Source organism: Clostridium folliculivorans (assembly GCF_024341905.1).
GTDB classification, from domain to species: Bacteria; Bacillota; Clostridia; order Clostridiales; family Clostridiaceae; genus Clostridium_AR; species Clostridium_AR folliculivorans.
The window spans coordinates 1-25,906 of the sequence record NZ_BQXY01000007.1 but is presented as its reverse complement, the minus strand read 5'-3'; the positions used below and the strand labels follow the sequence as shown (position 1 = coordinate 25,906).

18 protein-coding genes and 1 riboswitch are annotated in these 25,906 nt (G+C 31.9%); of the genes, 13 read left to right on the top strand and 5 right to left on the bottom strand.

Annotated elements, in window-relative coordinates:
- Window positions 1-43 precede the first annotated feature (43 nt).
- From OCU55_RS17825 to OCU55_RS17790, 8 genes are all read left to right on the top strand, one after another.
- Window positions 44-451, top strand: coding sequence for a hypothetical protein (locus OCU55_RS17825; RefSeq protein ID WP_261853649.1), 408 nt, complete (start codon window positions 44-46; stop codon window positions 449-451).
- A gap of 41 nt (window positions 452-492) precedes the next feature.
- A riboswitch (cobalamin riboswitch) is annotated at window positions 493-907 on the top strand.
- A 328-nt stretch (window positions 908-1,235) separates the two neighbouring features.
- A complete protein-coding gene (cobT, locus tag OCU55_RS17820; RefSeq protein ID WP_261853648.1) occupies window positions 1,236-2,312 on the top strand; it encodes a nicotinate-nucleotide--dimethylbenzimidazole phosphoribosyltransferase in 1,077 nt (358 codons plus the stop codon).
- Window positions 2,309-2,863, top strand: coding sequence for a bifunctional adenosylcobinamide kinase/adenosylcobinamide-phosphate guanylyltransferase (cobU, locus tag OCU55_RS17815; protein ID WP_261853647.1), 555 nt, complete (start codon window positions 2,309-2,311; stop codon window positions 2,861-2,863). The genes cobT and cobU overlap by 4 nt, the downstream gene beginning before the upstream one ends.
- 1 nt (window position 2,864) lies before the next feature.
- A complete protein-coding gene (gene cobS / locus OCU55_RS17810) occupies window positions 2,865-3,611 on the top strand; it encodes an adenosylcobinamide-GDP ribazoletransferase (RefSeq protein WP_261853646.1) in 747 nt (248 codons plus the stop codon).
- Window positions 3,612-3,673: 62 nt separating this feature from the next.
- Complete coding sequence (gene cobC / locus OCU55_RS17805) at window positions 3,674-4,270, top strand: alpha-ribazole phosphatase (protein WP_261853645.1); 597 nt, start codon at window positions 3,674-3,676, stop codon at window positions 4,268-4,270.
- 24 nt (window positions 4,271-4,294) lie between these two features.
- Entirely contained in the window at window positions 4,295-5,203 is a 909-nt protein-coding gene (locus tag OCU55_RS17800) for an ABC transporter substrate-binding protein (protein WP_261853644.1), read from the top strand.
- Between the two features lie 11 nt (window positions 5,204-5,214).
- On the top strand, window positions 5,215-6,213 hold the full coding sequence (locus tag OCU55_RS17795; protein ID WP_261853643.1) for a FecCD family ABC transporter permease: 999 nt from the start codon (window positions 5,215-5,217) through the stop codon (window positions 6,211-6,213).
- 2 nt (window positions 6,214-6,215) lie between these two features.
- A complete protein-coding gene (locus OCU55_RS17790) occupies window positions 6,216-6,986 on the top strand; it encodes an ABC transporter ATP-binding protein (RefSeq protein WP_261853642.1) in 771 nt (256 codons plus the stop codon).
- 669 nt (window positions 6,987-7,655) lie between these two features.
- On the opposite strand, the gene OCU55_RS17785 is transcribed toward OCU55_RS17790, so the two are convergent.
- The gene (locus OCU55_RS17785) at window positions 7,656-8,942 is read right to left on the bottom strand and encodes an alkaline phosphatase family protein (protein WP_261853641.1); all 1,287 of its coding nucleotides are present in this window, start codon (window positions 8,940-8,942) and stop codon (window positions 7,656-7,658) included.
- A 661-nt stretch (window positions 8,943-9,603) separates the two neighbouring features.
- Between OCU55_RS17785 and licT the strand changes: the two genes are divergently transcribed.
- The 5 genes from licT (at window position 9,604) to OCU55_RS17760 (ending at window position 21,356) form a co-directional block, all read left to right on the top strand.
- Window positions 9,604-10,455: a BglG family transcription antiterminator LicT gene (gene licT / locus OCU55_RS17780; protein ID WP_261853640.1), complete on the top strand. Its 852-nt coding sequence runs from the start codon at window positions 9,604-9,606 to the stop codon at window positions 10,453-10,455.
- A 351-nt stretch (window positions 10,456-10,806) separates the two neighbouring features.
- The gene (locus tag OCU55_RS17775; protein WP_261853639.1) at window positions 10,807-12,669 is read left to right on the top strand and encodes a sucrose-specific PTS transporter subunit IIBC; all 1,863 of its coding nucleotides are present in this window, start codon (window positions 10,807-10,809) and stop codon (window positions 12,667-12,669) included.
- Between the two features lie 215 nt (window positions 12,670-12,884).
- Window positions 12,885-13,841 (top strand): carbohydrate kinase family protein, encoded by a 957-nt coding sequence (locus tag OCU55_RS17770; RefSeq protein ID WP_261853638.1) that lies wholly within the window; start codon window positions 12,885-12,887, stop codon window positions 13,839-13,841.
- Between the two features lie 10 nt (window positions 13,842-13,851).
- Window positions 13,852-15,324, top strand: coding sequence for a glycoside hydrolase family 32 protein (locus OCU55_RS17765; RefSeq protein ID WP_261853637.1), 1,473 nt, complete (start codon window positions 13,852-13,854; stop codon window positions 15,322-15,324).
- Window positions 15,325-15,764: 440 nt separating this feature from the next.
- On the top strand, window positions 15,765-21,356 hold the full coding sequence (locus OCU55_RS17760) for a S8 family serine peptidase (RefSeq protein ID WP_261853636.1): 5,592 nt from the start codon (window positions 15,765-15,767) through the stop codon (window positions 21,354-21,356).
- A 163-nt stretch (window positions 21,357-21,519) separates the two neighbouring features.
- Here OCU55_RS17760 and OCU55_RS17755 read toward each other — a convergent pair whose 3' ends face one another.
- The 4 genes from OCU55_RS17755 to OCU55_RS17740 all read right to left on the bottom strand — a co-directional run bounded on the left by OCU55_RS17755 (window position 21,520) and on the right by OCU55_RS17740 (window position 25,098).
- Window positions 21,520-22,848: an FAD-dependent oxidoreductase gene (locus tag OCU55_RS17755; RefSeq protein ID WP_261853635.1), complete on the bottom strand. Its 1,329-nt coding sequence runs from the start codon at window positions 22,846-22,848 to the stop codon at window positions 21,520-21,522.
- Between the two features lie 340 nt (window positions 22,849-23,188).
- Complete coding sequence (locus tag OCU55_RS17750; protein ID WP_261853634.1) at window positions 23,189-24,163, bottom strand: DUF4097 family beta strand repeat-containing protein; 975 nt, start codon at window positions 24,161-24,163, stop codon at window positions 23,189-23,191.
- 13 nt (window positions 24,164-24,176) lie between these two features.
- Window positions 24,177-24,782, bottom strand: coding sequence for a DUF1700 domain-containing protein (locus OCU55_RS17745; protein WP_261853633.1), 606 nt, complete (start codon window positions 24,780-24,782; stop codon window positions 24,177-24,179).
- Window positions 24,760-25,098 (bottom strand): PadR family transcriptional regulator, encoded by a 339-nt coding sequence (locus OCU55_RS17740; RefSeq protein ID WP_183275721.1) that lies wholly within the window; start codon window positions 25,096-25,098, stop codon window positions 24,760-24,762. Before OCU55_RS17740 ends, OCU55_RS17745 begins: the two co-directional genes overlap by 23 nt.
- Window positions 25,099-25,906: the final 808 nt, after the last annotated feature.

The following is a 25,906-nucleotide window of genomic DNA, read 5'->3' as shown; positions in this document are numbered from 1 at the left end:
GGATTAGCTATAACATAAGACTAAACATAGGGGGTGTTAATCAATGGTAGCAATAATAAAAGCACTAATGAGAGCAGTGAATGATATTCATGATGTTTTTATACAAAAATCACAGGGCTCTGGATTTAACCTTACAGATAAACAACTTCATTTTATAATTATAGGAATTATAGGTATCTTAATCTTCGCAGGAACTCAAATGCTATTTAAATGGCTTGCAAAATATAGCATTACAGCCATATCCTTTATATATACTTTTACAGTACTACTTGTAATAGTTTTTGGTATTGAAATAGAACAAAAAATAACTAAACGGGGAAATATGGAGTTTGCAGATATAGTAGCCGGTATATGGGGATTCTTATATATATTCATAATTTACTTGATAATAAGAATAGCTGTATACTTAATAAAACAATATACTAAGAAAAGAAAAGTTAAGAAGCTATAAACTTGACTATAATAAATATGAATACTATAATTTAGTTGACAATTTAATAAGTTCTTATTGGTGCTTTAGTTGGGCAAATACATTTGTTCAATAAAAGTTAAAAGGGAAAAAGGTGAAAGACCTTTGCAGCCCCCGTTACTGTGATGATGACAAAATCTGCACTAAAACTTATGATATTTAAGTTTTAATCCACTGAGTTAAGGATGTTTATCTAATAGATTCAAAGTATACCAGTGCTTATACTTTTAGCAGGTATAGTTTGTAGTTGAAGTTTAGATGTCTATGGATGTACAACTTCGTAATAAAATTTATATTTTCAAATTTTTCTCTAAGAACCCAGAGGAGTTTTGAAAATAGTTTTTAGTTCGAACTGATATATCTATATAAGGAGCTTGGGAAGGAGCAGAAAGTAGGATGATTCAAAGCCAGAAAACCTGCCATAAGAAAAGCTAATTTTCCGGGGTGGAAGAATTACTGTTAATAGAGCAATTGTTTACTGATATAAAGTTATTTCGTTGAGGAGGTTTGCATATATTTAGACTTCAATACAACGCTAATAATATTTATATTGTTAACAAGACAAGAACATTTTGTATGCGGATATGAAGATACTTCATGTAAACATAGCTTTATTAATATTGAGAGTAGTTTTATCTATTTATTTTAATATAGATATAGTGATTCGAAGAGTAATTATAAAGGCCTCCTTAGGGAGGTCTTTTATTTTTGCTGTAAAGGAAAGTAAAGTCCATGGATAAATAGTCTTAGCTGGGGGAGGATTAATATGCAGGAATCGTGTTTATTAGAAGGTATAAAGCCACTATATGAAAAATCTATGATTGAAGCCAAAGAAAGAATGGATAATCTGGTAAAGCCTATAGGTAGTCTTGGAAAGCTTGAGAAAATGGCTATAAAGTTATCAGGAATAACAGGTGAATTATATAACCATATCACAAAAAAAGCAGTAATTATAATGTGTTCAGATAATGGAGTATGTGAAGAGGGTGTAGCCTCAGCTCCGCAAATAGTTACCGCAACTCAAACAGTAAATTTCATAAAAGGGGTAACAGGAGTAGGGGTTTTAGCAAGACATAACAATTGCGATTTAAAGGTTGTAGATATAGGTGTTAATGAAGAAATAAAGCATAGTGAACTAATAAACCGTAAGATAAGGAAGGGTACATCAAATATTGCTAAAGGCGAAGCAATGACGAGAGAAGAAGCTCTTACGGCTATTAGAGTAGGCATTGATTTAGTTTTAACCCTTAAAAAAGAAGGTTATAACCTTATAGGCACGGGGGAGATGGGGATAGGAAACACCACTTCTAGCTCTTCAATACTAATAGCCTTAACCGGTTGCTCTATTGAGGAAGCTGTAGGCAGGGGAGCAGGACTTATTGATGAAGCCTTTGAAAAGAAAAAGAAGGTTATAAAAAAAGTTTTAGAAGTAAATACCCCTAATTCTAAAGACCCAATAGAGGTTTTACATAAGGTTGGAGGCTTTGATATTGCTGGGCTTGTAGGAGTATATCTAGGTGCAGCAAAGTATAGGATACCGGTAGTTATAGATGGATTCATTTCTGCAATTGCAGCATTAATAGCTTATAGAATAAACAATATCACTAAAGATTTTATGTTTCCGTCTCATATATCAATGGAAAAAGGATATAACTTAGTTCTATCAGAGTTAGGCTTAGAACCCATATTAGATTTATCCATGAGATTAGGTGAAGGATCTGGATGCCCATTAGCTTTCAATATATTAGAAGCTTCTACAAAAATAATGAATGAAATGTCAACCTTTGAAGAAGGTAATGTAGATTTAGATGATTATAAAGGGCTTTGGGAGGAAAAAATATGATTACGTTAGTAACCGGTGGTGCAAGAAGTGGAAAGTCTTCTTTTGGAGAGTCAATACTTGAAAATGAATCAGAAGTTTTATATATTGCAACCTCAATACCTTTTGATCAGGAAATGAAAGCTAGGGTTAAGAAACACAGAGATCACAGACCAAGCCATTGGCATACCCTAGAAAGTTATAAAGATTTTCAAGCTGAATTTGAAAAGATATCAGGTAAAAATATAGCCTATAATGGAGTAATTATTGATTGCATAACCATAATGATTTCTAATATATTACTAGAAAGTTTAAGTGACGATGGTAATGATGACTATGATTTAATTGAACAGAAAGTTATCTTTGAGATTGATAACTTAATAAAAGGGCTAAGAAGTTTTAATTGTAAGGTTGTTGTAGTCACTAATGAGGTTGGAAGTGGAATAGTACCAGAAAACAAGCTATCTAGAGAATTTAGAGATATAGCTGGACGAGTAAATCAAAGATTGGCAAAAGAAGCAGATGAAGTTTATCTAGTGGTGTCAGGTATACCTGTAAGGATTAAGGGGGAATAAATTGAAGAAGTTTATTTTGATCATACAATTTATGACTAGAATACCTATAAATTTAAGTTTAGAAGTGAAAAGAGAGGATTTTGCGGATGCGGTAAGATACTTTCCTTTAGTAGGGCTCATAATAGGGGCAATAGATTTATTTGTATATATAATTACAAGCAAGGTATTTCATGGTATGCTGCCAGCAGTATTTGCTATGATATCACACATTATTGTTACCGGAGGTCTGCATCTAGACGGGTTAAGTGATACTGCTGATGGGATATTTTCAGGTAGAAGTAAGGATAAAATTCTTGAAATTATGAAAGATAGCAGGGTTGGGACTTTTGGAGTGCTGGCGCTTATTGCACTGATGCTTTTAAAATTTGCAGCAATTCAAGAGCTTTCAAAGGTTAACATATACTCAGTACTTTTGATTTCTCCAGTAATTAGCAGAACTTTAGCTACACTTTTGATGTATAAAAGAAGATATGCAAGGCAGAAAGAAGGCTTAGGAGATTTGTTTATAGGTAAGATTTCTACACTAACCTTTAGTATAGCATTGGCCTTGGGCTTAATCATAACTTTAGCTGTGGGAAGAACTTATGGACTTATAGTTATAATAGTAGGCTATATTTTTACAATATTATTCAGGTTGTATATCGAAAAGAGGTTAGATGGCATAACAGGAGATATCTTAGGAGCAAGCGTTGAGTTAAATGAAGTGCTTGTATTGATAGTTTTTTGTTTATTACAAAGTTTAATTTAAATATATATATTAGATCATGTTTAAGAGTAGCATTGAAATTAAGTGGTCATAAAGGAGATGTTATGAAGCTTATTTTAATAAGACATGGAGAGACAGAGGGTAATCATAAGGGCGTATATCAAGGAGTTAAGGATTATCCCTTAAGTGAGGAAGGAAAACTACAGAATCTAAAGCTAAAGAGTAAGCTAGAAAATATGAATGTAAATAAGGTTTACTATTCTACAATGGAAAGAGCAAAAAAAACAGCTGAAGCAATTTTTGATTTTTCAAGTAGTAAAATTTACTTTGAAGAAAACTTGAGCTTCAATGAGATAAACTTTGGGGTTTGGGATGGTAAAGATTATAAATATATAAGCACAAATTATAGTGAACAGTTTCAAAGCTTCATAGATGATTTTAGAATTTTTAAATTTCCTGAAGGAGAAAGCTTCAAGGATTTTTATAATAGGGTAAGTGAAGAAATTAAGGAAATTATAAAAGTATCAGATGAAGAGGACAATATAGCAATAGTAGCTCATGGTGGTACTATAAAAGTAATATTATGTGAGCTTTTAGGATTTAATTATGAAGGTTTCTATAAATTCAATATTAATCATGGTTGTTATAGTATGCTCACTGTATACGAAGACAGCGCTATTTTGGAATTTTTAAATAAATAAATCGAATTTCAGGAGGAACAAGATTTGAAAAATATAAAGAAGTTATCAATCATAATAATTGCGTTAGTATTTACGTTCTCACTAATGGCATGCACAAAGAGTGAAACGAAAAAAGAAGAAGTTAAAGGTATAAAAATAACTGATTCATATAATAGAGAGGTTTCCTTAGATAAGGTACCACAAAGGGTAGTAACTTTATCACCAGGTGCTACAGAAACCATATTTGCCTTAAAGAAGGAAAGCGTTTTAGTAGGAAGATCAGACTATGATGATTACCCAGCTGAAGTTTCTAAGATAGAAAAAGTCGGAGGGTTAGAAAATCCTAATATTGAAAAAATAACTGAGCTTAAACCAGATTTAGTAATAGCTGGAGCTCATTTTTCTAAGGAAGTGCTTAAAAAGCTTGAGGATCTTGGAATTAAGGTTGCAGTGCTTTATGGAGAAGATAATTTCGATGGAGCATATAAGAATATTTTAGATACAGCAGAAGTTCTAGGAGTTAAAAATGATGGACAAAAGATAGTAGATGGAATGAAGAAAAAAGTTTCACAGGTTGAAGAAAAAATAAAGGATTCTAAGAAGGTTAAACTTTATTATGTTGTAGACTTTGGTAAACAAGACTTCACAGCAGGTGGAGATACTTTTGTTGGCCAGCTTATAGAAAAAGCAGGTGGAGATAATATAGCTAAGGATGTTAAGGGATGGAACTACAGCTTTGAAAAAATAGTTGAGAATAATCCAGATGTCATAATATTATCTGATAAATATGATGCTAAAAAGAGATTTATACAAGCAGATAGATATAAAGATCTTTCTGCAGTTAAAGCTAACAAAGTTTTTGAAATAGACGATAATATGTTGGTTAGACAAGGGCCAAGACAAGCAGACGGCTTAGAGGCACTTGCAAAAATATTACATCCAGAAGCTTTTTAAGAGGTATTTGAATGAAGAAAAAAAGACTACTAGCAGTATTTTTTATATTACTGCTAGTTTTAGTAGTAGCTTCTATCACAGTAGGTTCATCATCGTTAAAATCCAGTGATGCTGTTAGATTAATATGGTTAAAAATAATTGGTGTTAAGATAGATTCAATATATGAAAAGATAATATTTAATATAAGATTGCCAAGAATAATATTGGCAGCTCTAGTGGGGGCAGGACTTGGGGTAAGTGGAGCTGCTTTTCAGGGGATATTTAAAAATCCAATGGCGGATCCTTATGTTCTTGGAGTATCTTCTGGAGCAGCGGTAGGTGCTACCATTTCCATTGTTTTTAGATTAGAAACTTACGGTATGGCTTTTACCACAATTCTTGCTTTTTTAGGAGCTTTTATTTCGCTACTTTTAGTTTATAACATAGCAAAGGTGGGGAAGAAGCTTCCAACAAACACACTATTACTTGCAGGTGTTGCTATAAACTTCCTGTTTTCTTCAATTATATCACTTTCAATGATTTTACATAGAGAAGCCATGGAAAGAATAATATATTGGACTATGGGGAGTTTTAATGAAGCATCATACAGCCAAATATTGATTATTGCGCCTGTTGTTATAATTATATCAGTTAGTTTTCAGTTACTTTATAGACAATTTAATATAATAGCTTCTGGAGATGAAGGTGCATATTCTTTGGGGGTAGAAGTAGATAAGATTAAAAAACTGATTATTGTGGTAAGTTCAATTATGATTGCTGTGATAGTTTCTGTAAGTGGGGTAATAGGTTTTATAGGACTTATGATACCTCATATTGCAAGGCTTATTGTTGGAGCAAATCATAGAGAACTGTTTCCTTTTTCTTTTGTTTTAGGAGGTATATTTTCACTTGGTTGTGATACCTTAGCTAGAATACTACTATCTCCAACAGAATTACCTGTTGGAGCAATTACAAGCCTTTTTGGAGCTCCATTTTTTATATATCTTCTTTGGAAAAGAAAGAGAGCGTGAATATGTCTATAATAGATATCATACAATTACAATATGATGTAAATAAGGCAACTATATTAAAAGATATAGATTTAACCTTTGAAGCAGGAAAGTTTTATTCTATTGTTGGGCCAAATGGAAGTGGTAAAACAACTCTAATAAAAAACATTATAAAATATCTAAGTCCTTCTGAAGGGAAAGTTCTTGTTGAAAATAAAGATGTTAATAAGATAAGAGCTAAAGAATTTGCTGACATAATAAGTTATGTGCCTCAAGATACAGTGCTTGAAATGGAGTTTTCTTGTTATGATGTAGTAATGATGGGGAGAAACAATAAGATAAGCTTTCTTGGAACTGAGACAAATGAAGATATAAAAAAAGTTAAAGAGGCAATGGAAGCAACTGAAGTTTTTGAGTTAAAAGATAAGCTGATTACAGAAATAAGTGGAGGCGAAAGACAAAGAGTACTGCTTGCTAGAGCAATAGCACAGGATAGTAGGTGCATAATACTTGATGAACCATTATCTAATTTGGATATAAAGCATCAGTTAGAAATTATTGATATTCTAAACAAGCTGAGAGCTTCAGGAAAAACCATAATTGCTGTACTTCATGATATAAACTTGGCCTTGACCTACACTGATAATACAGTGATAATGAAAGACGGCAAAATATTCGATTATGGAAATACAGAAGATGTTATAAATGTTAAGAATATAGAAGAAGTTTATGGAGTAAGCTGTAAATTAGTATCAATTGAAGGCGTAAAACATATAATATTTACTAGAATATAGATGTACCACTTCGTAATAAAATTTATTATTTTTAAATTATCTCACCTGAAACCGTGAGAGTTTTAAAAATACATTTCGGTTCGAACTGATACACCTCTAGATAACCTTGAAATTATAATAATTTATACGTGTCATAAAACCTATTTTATTCTTTATGATTTTATGACACACATGAATTATTAATAATTATAAAAAGGAAAAGGCATCACTACTTAGCAGGAGGCTTTGCAGTGGTGCTTTTTAATTTCTTTATGTTTAATGAAGCGAAATTAAGTGGTCACGCATCCAATGCTTTAATGAGCTTACGCAAAGAATTAATATGATTTTATCATATTCCATGGCTAAAACTGTAAACTCACTACGTTCGAACAGTACAGTTTTACTTTTTAATAATCCATGCATTCTATAAATATTTCATATCTTATATTTAATAAAATAAAAATGCTATCTGATTAAAAAGTAAAAAGTAGAAATATATCGCCTGCCAGAATTTCTTCACATACGTTCAGAAAAGGCAGATGCGTAAAAAAATCACTAATAAAGAACGATTAGCGATTTTTTAGAGCCATTCCATCTGAGAAAATCATTTAATTCTAATAGCTCGCTCATATAGCATCTCCTGCATAACCACTTAATTTCAGCAATAACACTAAACATAGGTTGAATTAATTACTTCTTAGTCTTAAAGATGTTACTGAGTACTCTTCCATCTGGAGAAGGAAGTTCAGTACCCATTATCTTTGATAAAGTTGGAGCTTCATCTAGTAAGCTCATTTCTCCAATATCAAAATCTTTCTTAATATTCTCTCCGCTTATTAAGAAGAAAGTTTGATAATCATCTTTAAAAGGTGAGTAACCGTGAGTTGCTTTGTCGTACTTTTCTCCAACTTCTTCTATAGTTTCACCATTTAAATCATTTGAAAAATAATAGCCGTTTTTAGCTTCTAACATAATTGCACAATTGTTGTCTATTCCTAAGTTTTTTAAATCATCTCCGCTTAGAATTTCTTCTAAACAATTATCGTTGTTACTTGAGTAGTCTTTAAGTAACTTGATGACTTTATCTTTCAATTCCATATCATTATCTTTTATATAAATATAGGCTGAACCATCACAGTTATTTAGGTAAACTTTAGGTTCTTGAAGTTTTCCTTTTTCGTCCTTAGTTATATAACCTTCTTTTAAAAATAAAGTATTTAACTTTATAACCTTATTTGTATCCATAAGAGAGTGGTCGCCTAAAACAACTATAGTAGATTGTTTATAACAATCATGAGTGTTTAGAATCTCCATAATCTTCCCTAGTCTTACATCATGTCTTCTTAAAGCATTAGTTACCTCATCATTTTCTGTGCCATAATGATGTTTATTAGTGTCCACATCAGTAAGATGAACCATTAGAAAATCAACTTTCTCTTTTTGTAATAGATAAAGTGCACACTCAGTAGAAAAATTATCTAGGTGAGGCTGCTTCTTCCCTTCTCTGAGATAACCATATTTAAAATTCATTAAAAGCTGATAAGACGGTGTTCCACTGTATAAAGATATCATAGGTTGAGTTAACCACCAACGATTTGCAAAAATTTCAGGCATATTATAATCTATTGTTGCCTTACCTGTTACAGGCCATAAAATTGATCCGGTAGTATAGCCTTCCTTTTTAGCTAGATCATAAATAGTATCACAGTTAACCTGAGATTTAAACCAAAACCAATCAGGGGATTCCACGCCTGGTTGCAATAATATATTGTTAATTACACCATGATTAGCAGGCTTTTTACCTGTTACAATTGACACATGGGCTGGATAAGTTAGTGATGGATATATGCTGTTAACCTTATAGGAATAAGAACTTGAACTAAGCAATTTACTAAAGTTAGGAAGAGTTTTTAAAAACTCAAAATCTTTTCTTCCAAGACCATCTAGAGAAATTATTATAATAGGATTAGCTTTCATTTATTAGACCTCCTAGTTACTTATTATACCAGCGAATGGTAGTATTATTAGTAACATTGTTTTTTTATATATAAAGATGCATTAGTGTAGTCTCAAACTATTGTTAATTTTGAAAATAGTAAGGACTAGAGTCATTATACTTTAACTTAATGATCCAGTTATGAACTATATAAATAACATCTTATAATATGTTTCCTAATTTCAGTATAGGCTTGTACGACAAAAATTTAAACCCTTAGTGTGTTACATTCACTAATATTTAATATTTATAATGCGAGATAAGTCTACATAAAGTACTACGATATTGCAACTAAATGGATATTATTGTAGTTTTATAAATATAAAAATATATAAATAGAAAAATATACGTTTATGGATGTACCACTTCGTAATAAAATATATTATTTTTAAATTCTCTCACCAGAAGCCATGAGAGTTTTAAAAATAGCTTGACAATGTTTACAGCGATGATATAATTAAATCATAATCAAATAAACTAATTAGGATTGTTACTACATAGTAGGCAAGACCTAAATTAAAGTATGTTTTTCCAGCATATTTTAATTTAGGTCTTTTATATTTCCGCGGAATATAAAAGATGCTATTATTATCAATCTTAATAGGGTATGAGTTGATAAAATACAATCTCCGGAGTGATAACATGAAAATAGAAAAGATTTTAAATAATAATGTTGTTACAATTATTGATGAAGATGGTATTGAGCAAGTAATAATGGGTAAGGGAATTGCATTTAAAAAAGTGTTTGGTGATAAAATTGAAGAAAAAAAGATTGAAAAGATATTTAAACTAGATAGTAAAAATGCATCTGAACGCTTTAAAAGTCTCTTAAATGAAACACCTATGGAATATGTGGAGATATCAAGGAACATTATAAAATACGCAGAAAAGACATTGGAGAAAAAATTTGAAGATGTAATCTTTTTAGCTCTAACAGATCATTTAAACTTTGCAATGAAAAGAATGAAAAAGGGTTTACCGATAAAAAATGAAATGTTATGGGAGATAAAAAGAATATATAGAAAAGAATATTCTATAGGCATATGGTCTATTAATTATATTAAATATAAGCTTGGAGTTGATTTGCCAGAAGATGAGGCGGGATTCATTGCATTACACATAATTAATGCAACACTTGGTGAAAGTATGCCAAACACTATGAATATAACAAAGCTTATACAAGATATTTTGAGCATAGTAAAGTATCATTATAAGATAGATGTTGATGAGGAAGCTTTGAGTTTTCATAGATTTGTAACCCACCTTAAGTTTTTTGCACAAAGAATGTTTAGCAAGAAGCAAGAATTGTCAGGAGACGATAGCCTGTATGAAGTGGTAAAGGATAAATATAATGAATCATATCTTTGCGTAAAAAAGATAAGGGATTATATAAAAATTACTTATGATTACGAGCTAACAAGTGAAGAAATGGTATATCTAGTACTTCATGTGCAAAGACTTACTAAAGACAAATCAGTTGCAAGTAATACGTAAACTATTATTGAAATAGTAGTTGATATGTTTCAGGTTCATTAAGCTAACTGTATTCTTTAGAAAATTTAAGAATAATTAGGTCTAAAATTAAATAGAAGCTTTAGGATTGTTACTGAGTTTAAATTCAGATTTACCTTATAGTGTTGATAGCAAAGAAAGAACTTAAAAAGCTATCACATAATAAGGTAAAGAAAAAATATACAACTGCAGGCAAAACCTAAATTGTAGCAATAGTAGACTAGATGCTCTGATAAATCTAGTATCTATAAATTGCTTCAGTTTAGGTTATTTTTTTTGTTTAAAAATTAAAATTTAAGCTTACATTACTTATGTAGGAAGGTGGATGAATCAATGGATTATAAAAGATTAGCCTTAGATATCGTACCTCTTTTAGGAGGAGAGAAGAATATAGAAAGTGTTACACACTGTGCTACTAGATTAAGATTTGTTCTGAATAATGATTCTTTAGCAAAGACAAAAGAATTGGAAGATTTAGATGGAGTAAAAGGAGCCTTTTTAAGCTCTGGACAATACCAAGTTATAATAGGGCAAGGAGCAGTTAATAAAGTTTATGAAGAGCTTATAAAAGGAACATCAATTCAACAATCAACAATCAATGATCAGAAAAAAGCTGCTACAAAGAAGATGAATCCTCTACAAAGATTTGCAAGAATGTTATCCAATATATTTGTACCAATTATACCAGCAATAGTTGCATCAGGACTTCTTATGGGGGTTCTTGGTATGTGTACAAAATTTGGCTGGCTAGAAGGAAAGAGTGGAGTATTCCAGCTTCTTGATATGTTCTCAAATGCTGCCTTTGTTTTCTTACCTGTGCTTATAGCATTTTCAGCGGCTAAGGAGTTTGGGGCTAATCCATTTTTAGCTGCAGCGCTAGGCGGAATATTAATACATCCAAATCTCCAAAATGCTTGGAATGTTGGAGGCGGAATCGAAAAGTATATAAATATACTTGGATTTAATATAGGGATGGTAGGTTATCAAGGCACAGTTCTCCCAATACTTATTGCGGTTTGGATTATGTCATATATAGAAAGAGGACTTAGAAAAGTAGTACCAAATGTACTAGATATATTACTTACTCCTTTCTTAACTTTGATGATAACTGGATTCTTCTCATTTATGATAATAGGACCGTTAGGAAGATTTTTAGGTGATGGAATATCTTTTGGATTACAAGGCTTATATAACACAGCAGGACCGATTGCAGGATTAATTTTTGGTGGATTGTACTCAACCATAGTAATTACAGGAGTTCATCATAGCTTCCATGCAGTAGAAGCTGGACTAATAGCAAACAAGGCTATAGGGGTTAACTTCTTACTACCAATATGGGCAATGGCAAATGTTGCTCAAGGAGGTGCAGCGCTTGCAGTATATTTTAAGACTAAAAATGAGAAGCTGAAAGCCATTGCTATGCCCGCATCAGTTTCATGTTTACTAGGAATTACAGAGGCAGCTATATTTGGAGTTAACTTAAAGTTAGTAAGACCATTTATAGCAGCGGCAATTGGTGGTGCCTTAGGTGGTGGCTATGTTGCTTTAATGAAAGTTGGAATGAGTGGAATAGGGGTAACTGGCATACCGGGAATAGCTTTAGTAACAGGTTCTACAATGATTAATTATATCATTGGGATGCTAATAGCTTTTGGGGGAGCATTTATAGTGACTTTTATACTAGGCTTTAAAGAAGAAGATGAAAGCAGTAAAAACGAAAAAGATAACATTGAGAAGTCAGTGATAGAAGTTGTAAAAAGCCCAATGACTGGAGATGTTGTTCAACTGAAGGATGTTCCAGATGCAACATTCTCTTCAGGAGTTATAGGAAAGGGTATTGCTATATATCCTAAGGAAGGAAAAGTTGTAGCACCAGTAAGTGGTACAGTATCAGCAGTATTTGATACAAAGCATGCTATTGCAATAACTTCATCAAAAGGCACAGAAGTTCTAATTCACATAGGTATCAATACAGTTAAGTTAAATGGAGAAGGCTTTAAGGTTTATGTAGAGAGTGGAGATATAGTAAGGCAAGGAGATCTACTTGCAGAAGTTGATGTAGACTTTATAAAGAAAAATAACTTTTCACCAATTACTCCAGTAATCATAACAAATTCTGATGATTTTTCTTCTATTAATGTTACAAACGAAGGCTATAAAAATAGTTTAGAAGAGATTATAAAGATAACAATTTAGTATTGATTAAGCATGCACTAAAATTGGTGCATGCTTAATTATGATATATAACCTTCATTTTAAAACATCGTATGTATTTTAAGATTGTATTATTGAGATATGGGGCAATAAACCTCAATGATAATTGACGTACGTTTACAAATTCAATTATGATATAATAAAATTAAATGTAAATTACTGTAACTAATCTTTTGTTTAATAAGGAGTATGATTTTATGAATAACATTTTTTGCATAGGGGAATTGCTTATAGATTTTATTAGCTCTGATATAAATAGCAGTTTGATTGAGGGGAGCAATTTTATCAAGAAAGCAGGAGGTGCTCCTGCAAACGTAACTGCTTCCATTGCAAAGCTAGGGGGAAGTGCTTATTTTGGAGGAAGTGTAGGAGCTGATTCCTTTGGTGTGTTCTTAAAGGACACGATTAAAGCTGTTGGAGTTAATACATCCTACATGAAGTTTATAGAAAAGCAAAATACAACCTTGGCATTTGTTTCTTTAAAAGACAATGGGGAAAGAGACTTCATATTTAATAGGGGAGCAGATGAAAATTATGAGCTAAGTGAGTTAGAACAAATAGAAGTTATTAATGGTAAGATAATTCATTTTGGCTCCGCAACAGCTTTATTAGGAGGCAGCTTAAAAGCAACTTATACTGAACTAATGGAAAAAGCTAAGGTTAAAGGTACGTTTATCTCCTTTGATCCTAACTTCAGAACTGACCTTTGGCGTGGAAGAACTAAAGAGTTTGTTGAAGTATCTAGATGGTGCATGAAGCATGCGGATTTTGTAAAGGTAAGCGATGAAGAAGCATTACTTATATCAGGGAAAAGTAATGTAGAAGAGGCTGCAAAAGAAATCGCTTTAATTGGAAATAGTATTGTAGCAGTTACCCTAGGAAAAGAAGGAACTATGATTACAGATGGAAGTCTTGTTGATATTATAAGGAGCATTAATATAAAATCTATAGATTCAACTGGAGCAGGAGACGCCTTTGTAGGAGCGGTTTTATATAGATTAGCGACTGTAGAAGAGCCTAAGGTTAGTGTGAGAGACCTTGATACGATGAAAGAGGTAATAGCTTTCGCAAATAAAGTAGGGGCAATAGTATGCACTAAGCTTGGAGCAATAGCAGCTTTACCAACATTACAAGAAGTTAATGATTTTAGGTAGGTGATCCATATTGATTGAAGAAAAGAAATTAATAGACAGCGCCTTAGAAGAAATTGATAAAAAAATAGGTGTAGTTGAAAGTGATTATTATAGACCTGTATTTCATATAGCTCCAAAAGTAGGACTACTTAATGATCCTAATGGATTTGTATTCTTTAATGGGTACTACCATTTGTTTTATCAATGGCATCCTTTTTCAACAAACCATGGCTTAAAATACTGGTACCATTTAAGATCTAAAGATTTAGTGAATTGGGAAGATTTAAGAGTTGGATTGGTACCGGCAAACTGGTATGAATCCCATGGATGCTATTCCGGAAGTGCAATAGAATATAACGATGAAATGAGGATTTTTTATACTGGAAATGTAAAGAACTCTGAAGGGAATAGAGAATCCTATCAGTGTATGGCCAGCTCTAAAGATGGTATTAACATAGAAAAGAATATGCAAAATCCAATAATAAAATCTCAGCCTAAAGGATATACAGCACATTTTAGAGATCCTAAGGTGTGGAAAGAAAATAACTTGTTTTATATGCTTTTAGGCGCTCAAACTGATGATTTAGAAGGAAGAGTGTTATTATATAGATCAGAGAATCTCAGGGATTGGGAGTTAGTTGGAGTAGTTTCGGGCAGTAACATAAATGGAAACAAAGCTATGGGATATATGTGGGAATGTCCTGATTTATTTTCTATTGGTGATAAGGACGTATTAATAACTTGTCCTCAAGGTATTAAAGAGCAAGATATATTATACAACAATAGATATCAAGCAGGATACTTTACAGGTAAGTTAGATTATAGGACAGGAGCTATGGAGCATGGAAGCTTTAATGAGTTAGACAGAGGTTTTGAGTTTTATGCGCCGCAGAGTTGTGAAGACTACTCTTCAAGAAGAGTAATGTATGGTTGGATGGGGATGCCAGAAGAAGAGGAACAACCAACTAAGGATTTTGGATGGATGCATATGCTTACACTACCTAGAATACTTGAGCTTAAGGAAGAAAAGCTATACCAGAGAGTTCCAAAAGAATTAGAAAAACTAAGAAAAGAAAAAGTTTCAGTGGAAAATGTAGATATTAACAATTGTGAAATGACTTTAGAGAATTTTTACGGTGATGTTTATGAACTAATTTTGGAGTTTGATATAGAAGAATCTCAAGATATAGGAATTAAATTAAGATGCTCCGCTGATGATTCGGAATACACTCTACTTAACTTCAGCTCTAAAACTAATTTATTTACTGTAGATAGAACTAGTTCAGGAAAGTATCTTGGGGGTAAAAGGCAGTGTAAGTTAAATATCAGTAATAAGTTAAAACTTCAAATTTTTTCAGATAGGTCTTCTCTAGAGATATTTATAAATGATGGAGAAGAAGTGTTTACTTTAAGAATATTCCCAAGTATAGAAAGTAAGAATATAAGATTTATAGCTAAAGACAACAAAGTGCAACTAAATAAAGCAACATTATGGACTTACTAGTAAAAAAGCAACCTTTATGAGGTTGCTTTTTTATTCTTTATTAACTGCAATGGTTTCATTACATACGCTTAGGGAAGGGATCTGGCAAAAAAAGTTAACAAATGAAAGGCTCATCAGCAGTTTTTTTATGGTTGTCTAAATAAAATAATTTTATAAAAAACAATAATACTGTAAAAAGTATTAAAATTGTATCGATTTCATTGATTAATTAATAAAAATAACCTAGAAAAGAAATAAGTATTGATAATTAGTAAAATATGGAATAAAATGTTGTAATGTACTATAAATGTTCTTTATTTCCATAAAGCAACCTTTTATACATAGAAATAGAAAGTTTGCGAGGGTTATAACTTACATTTTGAAGTGCAGATTAAGACCTTTAATACAAGTTATTATGAGGTTTTATAATAGTCTATTATAAATTAAAAGGGGGTAATATATTGAGAAAAACTAATAAGAAGATACTTTCTTTGTTGGTTGCTTTTTTACTTTTTGCATCTTTCTTTACCAACATAGGTAGTATCCAAGCTAAAGCAGCAGATCAGCCAGATGCTAATAAAGTTAAGCAGCAATTGATTGAAAGTATTAAAAAGCAGAATGCAGAGAAGAAGCTTAAAGTTAATACTTCTAGCAATGTAGTGGACAAGTTAGCAAACACTAAAGAGGATGATACCAAAAAAATTAACGGTAAAGATCCTAATGAAGTAGTAAGGGTTATAGTGCAGCTAGATGGTAAGGCAGCAAGTGAGGGAGATGCTAAGGGAATTTCTTCAGCTAGCCCAATAAATAATAAGACAGTAACAGGGGCGATTCAAAAGGTTGAGGATTCTCAATCAGCAATCATAAACAAGGTCCAAGGTATCACTGGTACCAAGGTAAGAAGAACTTATGGTTACTTAGTTAATGGATTTAGTATTGAAACTAAGAGATCTAATATTTCTAAGATCAGTTCTATTTCAGGTGTTAAGAGTGTCACAGAGTCAAAAACATATTATCCAGATATGAAGTTTGCTGATACATTGACACAAGCATATAGCACATGGCAAGACTTGGGGTATAAAGGTGAAGGAATGGTAGTTGCAATTGTGGATACAGGTATTGACTATACTCACAAAGATCTTACTATAACAGATCCTTCAAAAGCAAAAATAACATCTACAACTCCTAAAGGACCAGGAAAGTTCTATTCTGTAAAAGTTCCTTATGGATACAATTTTGCAGATGGTACAGAGGATGTTATTGATAAAAATCCAAATACTGAAATGCATGGAATGCACGTTGCAGGAATTGTAGCTTCTAATGGTAAAGAGTCAGGAGTTGATACATTTAGCACTGTACGAGGTGTAGCACCTGAAGCTCAGCTTTTAGCTATGAAAGTATTTACAAACAATCCTGGAAGTAAAAGTGCATATGATGATGATATTATAGCAGCCATAGAAGATTCAGTTCTTCATGGTGCAGATATAATAAATATGAGTTTAGGCTCAGTGGCAGGATTTCAAGATGCAAATGATCCAACCCAAATAGCAGTAAAAAATGCAACTGATAATGGAACTGTTGTAGTAATATCAGCAGGAAATTCCGCTACATCTACAGGTGATTCGGCAAACAATGTGCCACCTTTAAATTTATTTGGAACACCTGACACGGCAACTGTAGGAAGTCCAGGAGTATCGAAAGATGCGATTACTGTAGCTTCTTATGAGAATACAAATATTACAGGACCAGCTTTTGATTTTAATGCTGGAAGCGATTCCGGACTTATGCTTTATTCTAAGAGTGAATTTGATCCAATAACTGTATTAACAAGTAAAGCAGGATATCAGCTAGTGGATTGTGGACAAGGCAATAATACTATAGAGGAAACAGGAGATGATTTCTCTGGCAAAGGATTAGATGGGAAAATTGCTTTAGTTCAAAAAGTTAGCGGTACTTTTGGAAATAAAAAACTTGCAGCTCAAAAAGCAGGAGCAATAGGAGTTATTTTCTATAATGCAGAAGGTGATGATTCTATTCCTACTACTGCAGCAAAACCAGGAGTTACTATTCCATGTATAAATGTATCTTACTCTTCTGGAGCAAAGCTAAAAGATCTTATAGCTAAAGGACTTTTGGTAAACTTTAATGACAAATATACAACAGTAGTTAATCCAAATGCAAATGATTTATCAGCATTTACATCCTGGGGACCAACACCAGAATTAGATTTTAAGCCTGAGATTTCAGCACCTGGAGGAAATATATGGTCTTTGGCTAATGATAATAAGTATCAATCAATGAGTGGAACATCAATGGCTTCACCGCATGTAGCAGGTTCAGAAGCATTGATAGTAGAAGCTATTAAGGCAAATAATCCTGATATTACAGGAAGAGCTTTAGTTGAATTAGCTAAAAAGACTACTATAAATACAGCAAAAGTTCAGTATGATAAGTATAATAATAAGGTTCCTTATTCTCCTAGAAGACAAGGAGCAGGTTTAATTCAAATAGAGTCAGCTATAAAGAATAAAGTTACTATCACAGATGATAATGGTAACGCAGCAGTTGCCTTAAGACAAATTGGACAAACTGCTTCTTTTGACCTTACTCTAACTAATTATGGCAAGGACGCTTACACTTATGATTTAAGCGATACTGGGGTGCTTACAGAAGTTACTAACTCTAAAACTGCAGTACCATCAGAAAAAGCTATTAGTGGTGCAAGTATAAAATATAGTGTAAGTAAAGTAACAGTTCCTGCAAGTGGAACTGCAAAAGTTACAGTTACAATAACCTTACCTAATAACTTTACTAAACAAAACTATGTAGAAGGCTTCATAAAATTTGCTTCTTCTAATGCACCAGAATTAGTTGTTCCTTATATGGGCTTCTATGGAGATTGGTCAGCGTTAAAAACTATAGATGATCCATTTGGAGATTCAACTAGTATTTTAGGACATTTTGGAATACCAGCAACAAGTCTTGGAATAAATTCAGCTTCAGGCTTTATTGCATATGCATTAGATGGATATGGCAATATGGATAAGAAAAATGCAGCATTCTCACAAGGTGATTCAGGGCAAAACCATGTTGTTACTCCTAACCTGTACATGCTTAGAAATGCTAAAACCTTGCAGGTACAAGTATTAGATAAAGATAAAAAGGTATTAAGAACAATATCTTCTGAAAATAAAATAGTCAAAAATACTTTAGAAGATGAGTTAGCGAAGAGTGTTCTAGGGACTATAGATAATCAAGGGACTTGGGATGGAACATTATACAATTCAGAGACTGGTAAATATGATACTGCACCAGATGGACAGTACTATATAAGGGCTAATACTACTACAGATATTGCAAATTCAACAACTCAATCTGTAGATTTACCAGTAAAAATTGATAGTGAAGCACCTGGAATTGAAATTACATCAGCTAAGGTGGCTCCTACTGGAACTTATAAGCTTCAATGGAAAGTAAAAGATAATGATACTGGAGCTAATGGAATATTTGCAATAGCTGTTAATGGAGAAGTATTAAGTGATGAGCAAATGGCAGAGGTTGCTTTGGATAAAGATACCTTTTCAATTGATCTACAATTAAAGGATAATACTATTAATTCAATAATGATAGCAGGTACAGATTATGCATCTAATGTTGGGATAAACGGAATAGATGTAAAAACAGGTGCAGTGCCTGAAGTTTATCTAGCTAATCTACAAAATGGCGATAAATTTAACACAAATAAAATTAAAATAGCAGGAGAAGTTCAGACAGATGTAAAAACTTTAACTATTAATGGTTCAGAAGTAACTTTAGATACTGATGGATTATTCGATGAAGAAGTAACTCTTAAGGAAGGTAATAATACTATAAATATAGTTGCAAAAGATAAGAATGGAACTGAAGTTTATAATCAAAATTATAGTGTTTCTGTAGATACTATAAAACCAGTTATAAGCATTACTTCACCAACTCCATCAAGTGATGGCTATATTTACACTGATAAGCATAATATTGCAATAAGCGGTAAGGTAAATGATGCATCAACAATAAAATTAACAGCAAATGATGTTCCAGTTAAAATAAACGGAGACGGAACTTTCACGGCTAATGTTGGTGTTGATGGAAATACTTTAGTTCAAATATTGGCAGAAGATTCTTATCAAAATGTATCAGAAAAGGATTTAACGGTTATATCTTCAGTTAACTCTGATCCTTTTGAATTAAGCTTTGACAATTTAGCATCATTCGCTGTTCTTACACCAAAGGATGCAAATAAGGATATATATACGGTAACAGGTAAGGTAAACCATAAAGTTCCTGTGTTCAAGATTAATGATCAAAATGTTACTGTAAAAGATGATTTAACATTTAGTGCAGATGTTAAACTAGCCCAAGGGAATAATATAGTTAAAGTTTACGCTGAGGACAATACTGGTACAGTAGTATTTAATTATTCATATAAAATATTATATGATTCAACTGCGCCAAAACTTGTAGTAAGTAATCCAGTGGCTAGAGCTGATGGAAATGTGTATACTAATCAAGACAGTATTACATTAAAAGGATTAGTTAACGATAATACTTTTGGATACAGCTTATTTGTAAATGGAAATGCAGTTTTATCCTATGATAGATACCCAGCGACAGGTGAAGCACCAGATAAGCCATTCAGCTACGCGGTACCATTAACAAGTGACAAGAGTATCATAAAAGTTGAACTTGTTGATGAGTTTGGAAATACAACACAAGATATCATTAATGTAGTTAAGGACAAGGTAGCACCAAAGGCTGCTACATTGAAGGTAAGTAATACTCAGCTAACTAATAAGGATGTTAATGTGACTATAGCAACTGATTCTTCTGATAAAGATATTGATAAAGTTGAATATAGTTTTGATAATAATGTTTACTTACCTTATAGCGATGCTATAAAGATTGTAAGTAATGGAAAAGTATATGCTAAAGTAACAGATTATGCAGGAAATTCTACTATATCTTCAATAGATATATCAAATATAGATAAAACATCACCTGTAATAACTGTTTCAGGAGTAGAGGATGGTAAGACTTATATTAATACAGTAATTACTCCAAAGGTAACAACTGATAAGGATGCTGCCATTGCGTTAGAACTTGATGGAAAGAGTTATGATGGAACTACTGCTATTTCATCACTAGGAAATCATAAGTTGACTATCACTGCAACTGATAAAACTGGCAATGCAACGGTAAAAGATATTAGTTTCGTTCTTACTGCTCAAACTACTGCTGATACAACTTCATTAGTTAAGTATATAGATAGTTTGATTGATCAATCAAAACCAGGAGATAAGATCACTGTAGATTCAACAAATGTACCAACAGTTTCAAGTTCAATATTTAAAGCATTAAAGGGTGCAGATGTACTTGCAAGCTTTAATACTAGCTCTCCATTAGGAGCTGTAACTTGGACATTTAATGGTAAGGATATAACTAATACAGAAACTAGTGTAGATTTAGGCCTTAATGCTACTGCACCAAGTGCGGATGCAATTAAGAAATTAGATGGTAATTCTCAGATATTCTCATTTAAGTTTGAAGGAAATCTACCAGGTAAAGCAGTGGTTTCATTACCGGTTGATACTTCAAAAATTGATATATCAAAACCTATATATTTATATCATTATAATCCTGATGCTAAGAGTGTGGATAAAGTGGGGGATGCATTAACTGCATATAAGAAGGGTTCATTATATTATGTAGATATAACAATAACTCATTGTAGTGATTACTTCCTTTCATTAAATGGTGAAGTTAAGGTAGCGGCTACAAATCCAACTAAGCCAAACACAGGAACAGGTTCAAACACTGGTAATACTAATACAGGATCAACTAATACTGGAACTACAAGTAGTTCAACCACTAATAGTGGAAGTACAACAACTTCGACTAGTACTCCAGCAACAATACCAAAAACTGGCTCAGTTATTGATTCTAACATACTTATAGTATTTGGAATCTTAGCAATAGCTGGTGGTGCTGTTATTATAAGAAGAAAAAGATTAAGCTAATAAAAAAACAGGTATCTCAGAAATGAGATACCTGTTTTCTTATTGTTATAATATTTATTATTGAAATTCAGTGGTTATGCATAAGCTCATTAAAGCATCGGATGCGTGACCACTGAATTTCAACACAGTAATTAAGAACAAGTATTGTGATACTAGTTAACGGTTATTTAGCATTTAATGCTACTATGTTTAACAAACTCCAAGGTTTATTAAAATGTGGTTGGAAGAAGAAATCTACGAATGCAAGTTCATCAATAGTCATTTTATTTTGAATTACAACAGACATAGTATTCATTAATTGAGTTAAGTCTGTCTTTGAAATAAGTTGAGCACCTAGTATTACTTCTGAATCAGCTTCATAAACAACTTTTATTGTCACGGAATCAAAAGTTGGCATGAATTCAGGTCTGTAATTATCAGTGACTGATGTTGTTTTTATATTAAAGCCTGCAGCATTTGCGGATTCTTCTGTAAGACCTGTTGATGCAATATTGTATTCATAAATCTTTATGCCTGAAGTTCCTTGAGTTCCAAGGTGTTTAGTTGTTGGTTTAACTAAGTTTCTTGCAATTAATGTACCCATTCTAACTGCATTTGTAGCTAGAGGGATATATTCTCTTTTTCCAGTTGGGTTATAGATTACTGAGCAGCAGTCACCAGCAGCGAAAACATCTTCTTTGCTTGTTCTCATATATTCGTCTACTATAATTGCTCCATTTGGAAGCGTATCTAATTTTCCTTTGAATAAATCAGTACTTGGTCTAAAGCCTATGCATAAGATAACAAGATCAGCTTCATACTCACCTTTATTTGTTATAACCTTAGTAACTTTTCCATCTTCACCTTCAAATTTACTTACAGTTTCACCTAAAGCAAGCTTAACTCCACGATTAGCAAAAGCCATCTCAGCAGTATCAGTAAATTCTTTATCTAAATATTTACTTAAAATTCTATCCATACTATCTATTAGAGTAACTTTCTTTCCGTTAGCTTCAAAAGCTTCAACAAGTTCAACACCTATGTAACCAGCGCCAACTACTACAATTCTATCTGCTTTCTTAGCTTTTTCTATGATTGTGTTTGAATGATAGAAGTTCTTTGAAAGAAGTATGTTATATAAATCAATACCTTCAATTTTAGGAACTATTGGCCATGAACCAGAAGTAATGATTAGTTTATCAAAAGAATCTTCGAATTCTTCACCAGAATTTAAATCTTTAACTTTTAACTTTTTAGCATCAAAATCAATATCTAAAACATCATGGGACATCTTTGTCTTAACTCCAAGTTCTGCTAATGCTTCAGGAGAACTATAGAATAATCCCTGAGGATCCTTAACTACTCCTCCAACATACAATGCGATCCCACAAGATAAAAATGATATATTATCATTTCTTTCATACACTGTTATTTCTGCATCAGGATATTTCTTTGCTGTATTTACTATTGCTGCGGTACCTGCGTGAGTACAACCTATAACTGCAACCTTCATTTTATTTTCCTCCATATAATAAATATAAATTATCTACAAATAATTATTATTGCTTGTGTATATTTTAACAAGAGTTTGTTAAAAAATCTATATATTTTTTATTTTTCTTCTAAAAAATAATTATATGCAAGGAAAGTCTAGTAGGAGAATAAGTTTTGGTTTTTACTATATATTCTTAAAAGGCTTGTAAAGCTATTAAAACCTTCAGGTTTAGCCTGCATAAAAAAATCGTTTTCCTATACAATAAAAAGACTGCATAAATAAAGATGTACCACTTCGATCCGAAATTCATTACGAAATGGTACATTCATATATGCAATCTTTAAAATTTATAAAAATACTAATTTTTATTTAATGTTATATCTCCAGAAGTTGTATGAAGAGATAACTTGTTAGTTCCATTACCATAAGAACCGCTTAGGCTTCTCTTACCGGAAGAGGTGTTGTTTAGAGAAAATCTGCTATTTATATCACCTGAAGTAGATGAGGAATCAAGAGTAAACGAGCTACTATCAGGTAAACCTAATCTCATATCTCCAGAGGTTGAATGAGCATCGATATCACCTATCAAATTAGCGTACTTTATAGTTATATCCCCTGATATAGTTGAAGCTTTAGTAACTCCTTCAAAATTATCAAAATCTACTTTGCCTGAAACAGCATCTGCTACAAACTTGTTGCTTGTTATATTAGCTCCAGACATATCACCAGAAACTGTTTTTACATTAAGAGAATCTACTGTGATATTAGATAGTTTAATATCTCCAGATGTAGTTACAGCTTCGAGATTAGTAAACTTTTTATCAGACAGAAGTATATCTGCAGATACTGATAATACAGAAAGATTTTTCGAGTAATCTTTAGGAAGATATATATCTACCTTTGAATTTAATGAATAGCTTCCGAAAAAAGAACTTTTTTGAATGGAAACTTTTATAGTAGATCCATTTTTAGAGTATTGAAGTTTTGGGGCAGTTAATTCAGAGCTACTTCGCAGACTACCTGACAAAGTAACTTTAATTTTATTTTCATTATTTTCGTGAAATACTATATCACCACTTACAAAAGATAATTGAATGTTGTCTACACCGTCTAAACTTTCATTGATTTCGTCATTAAGATCATAATTATATTTATTAAAGCCGGTGCTAAAATTGAACCCTTTGTTAATATTAAAAGAAAAGTCATTACCGTTATTAATTAATTGTGAAATACTAAAATTAGATAACTTCAGTATTATAGCTGCTGAACCGTAACATATTAACATTATAGCTGCTAACATTATACAAAATCTTTTCATAAATGTATTTTTCATTTTATCACCATCCCTATCTGAAAACGGATATTATCCATTTTACAAATTTAATTATGAGCATTACAAATGCTTTGATTAGGTAGAAGCATCCTATAGTGCACAATATACCTAGAGCTAAAGTTCCTATACCGATTAATAAAGAAGCAGTTGCAGGTAAAGCGGCAATACCTGTAGGAATGGTAAATATACCGAAAACTGAACCGAAAGTAGTGCCTAGGGCAACAGCAAGACCAGCTATAGCTATTCCAAAAGCTCCAGCAACTAAACCAATCATTCCTCCAAGGATTCCAATTATTATTCCTAGTATTCCTGGACTAAAAAGTAATAATAATACTATCAGTATTATAGCCAAGGCCTTGTTATTAGAATTAACATTGCTATTATTGTAAGTTTGGCTGCTTTGGGTGTCGTTATAATAGTTTCGATTTGTACTACTTCTATATTGATTTACGATAGCGTGAGGATCTCCTAATTCGTTTATTATTTGATCTTCAGTTTTTCCCTGTGCTAAGCCTACGTCAAAATGTTCTTCGTAGTCATAAAGTATGTCCTTGCGTTCCTTATCAGGAAAATCAAGTAATCCGTTTGAAAGTATATTAAGAAATTGATTTTTGTCCATCAGGATTTTCCCCCTTAATAATCATATTTACACTTTTTGAGAAGCTAAACCATTCTGTTTCTAATTCTAGCTTTGTCTTGTACCCGAGTTCTGTTAGTCTGTAATACTTTCTTGGCGGACCTTCTTGAGATTCTTGTAGATAAGTTGTGAAGTAACCTTCCTCTGTAAGTCTTCTTAGTATTGGATATATAGTTCCATCTGATATTTGAATGTTTTTTGATATTTCGTTTACTAATTCATACCCATAACAATCTTTCCTGGCCAATACAGAAAGTACGCATAGTTCCAAAACACCTTTCTTTAACTGTATATTCACTAAATCACCTCTTTATTAATTTTAAATATCTTAAAAACAACTTTTTTATCTAATGTACTTAATGAATAGGCTATATTCATTAAGAAATTGGTTTTCTAATTATTGGATAGCTTCTTTATATCTATAGTATATGAAACGGTATTGTATAATGCAAGGTACTGAACAATGTTTAAGAAAATCTTAAGAATTGGATAAGCTGTTTAAAATATATAACGTTAAATTATAAAAATATCTATGAATCAAGGTATATTTAATAATAAAAATGATTATTATTATGTTTTTTAAATAATGAAGGTAGGATATATTCATCTATAATATAGAAATTATCGAGGAAAAGTTATATTAACTATTCAGTATATGAGGCATATTTGATCTGTATACTTAGAAACAGTGCCTGGTGTATCAATATAAGAAATACTTATTATTTTTAAGTATTACATAGGAAATTAAGTCTAATACACATATTTGGCTGAAATTGAGATATATACAAGATAAGACACATGTTATTATAAAACACGTCGCTGCGACAAGGTTGTAGTGATGAACACAAACTTTTGAATAAAGATTTTTAAATAAATTAAAAAAGTTCAAAAAAATGTGTTGACAAGAAAATCTTACGGTGGTAAGATATAAAAGCTGTCAGAAAAACAGCAAAGATAAACTTGGTCTTTGAAAATTAAACAGAGAAGATAAACAAAGTCTAAAACTAGACTTAAACTAAACCAGCAATTCTTTTGAAAAAAGACTTACTAAGTAAGTAAGCTATGATTAAACTTTAAATTGAGAGTTTGATCCTGGCTCAGGACGA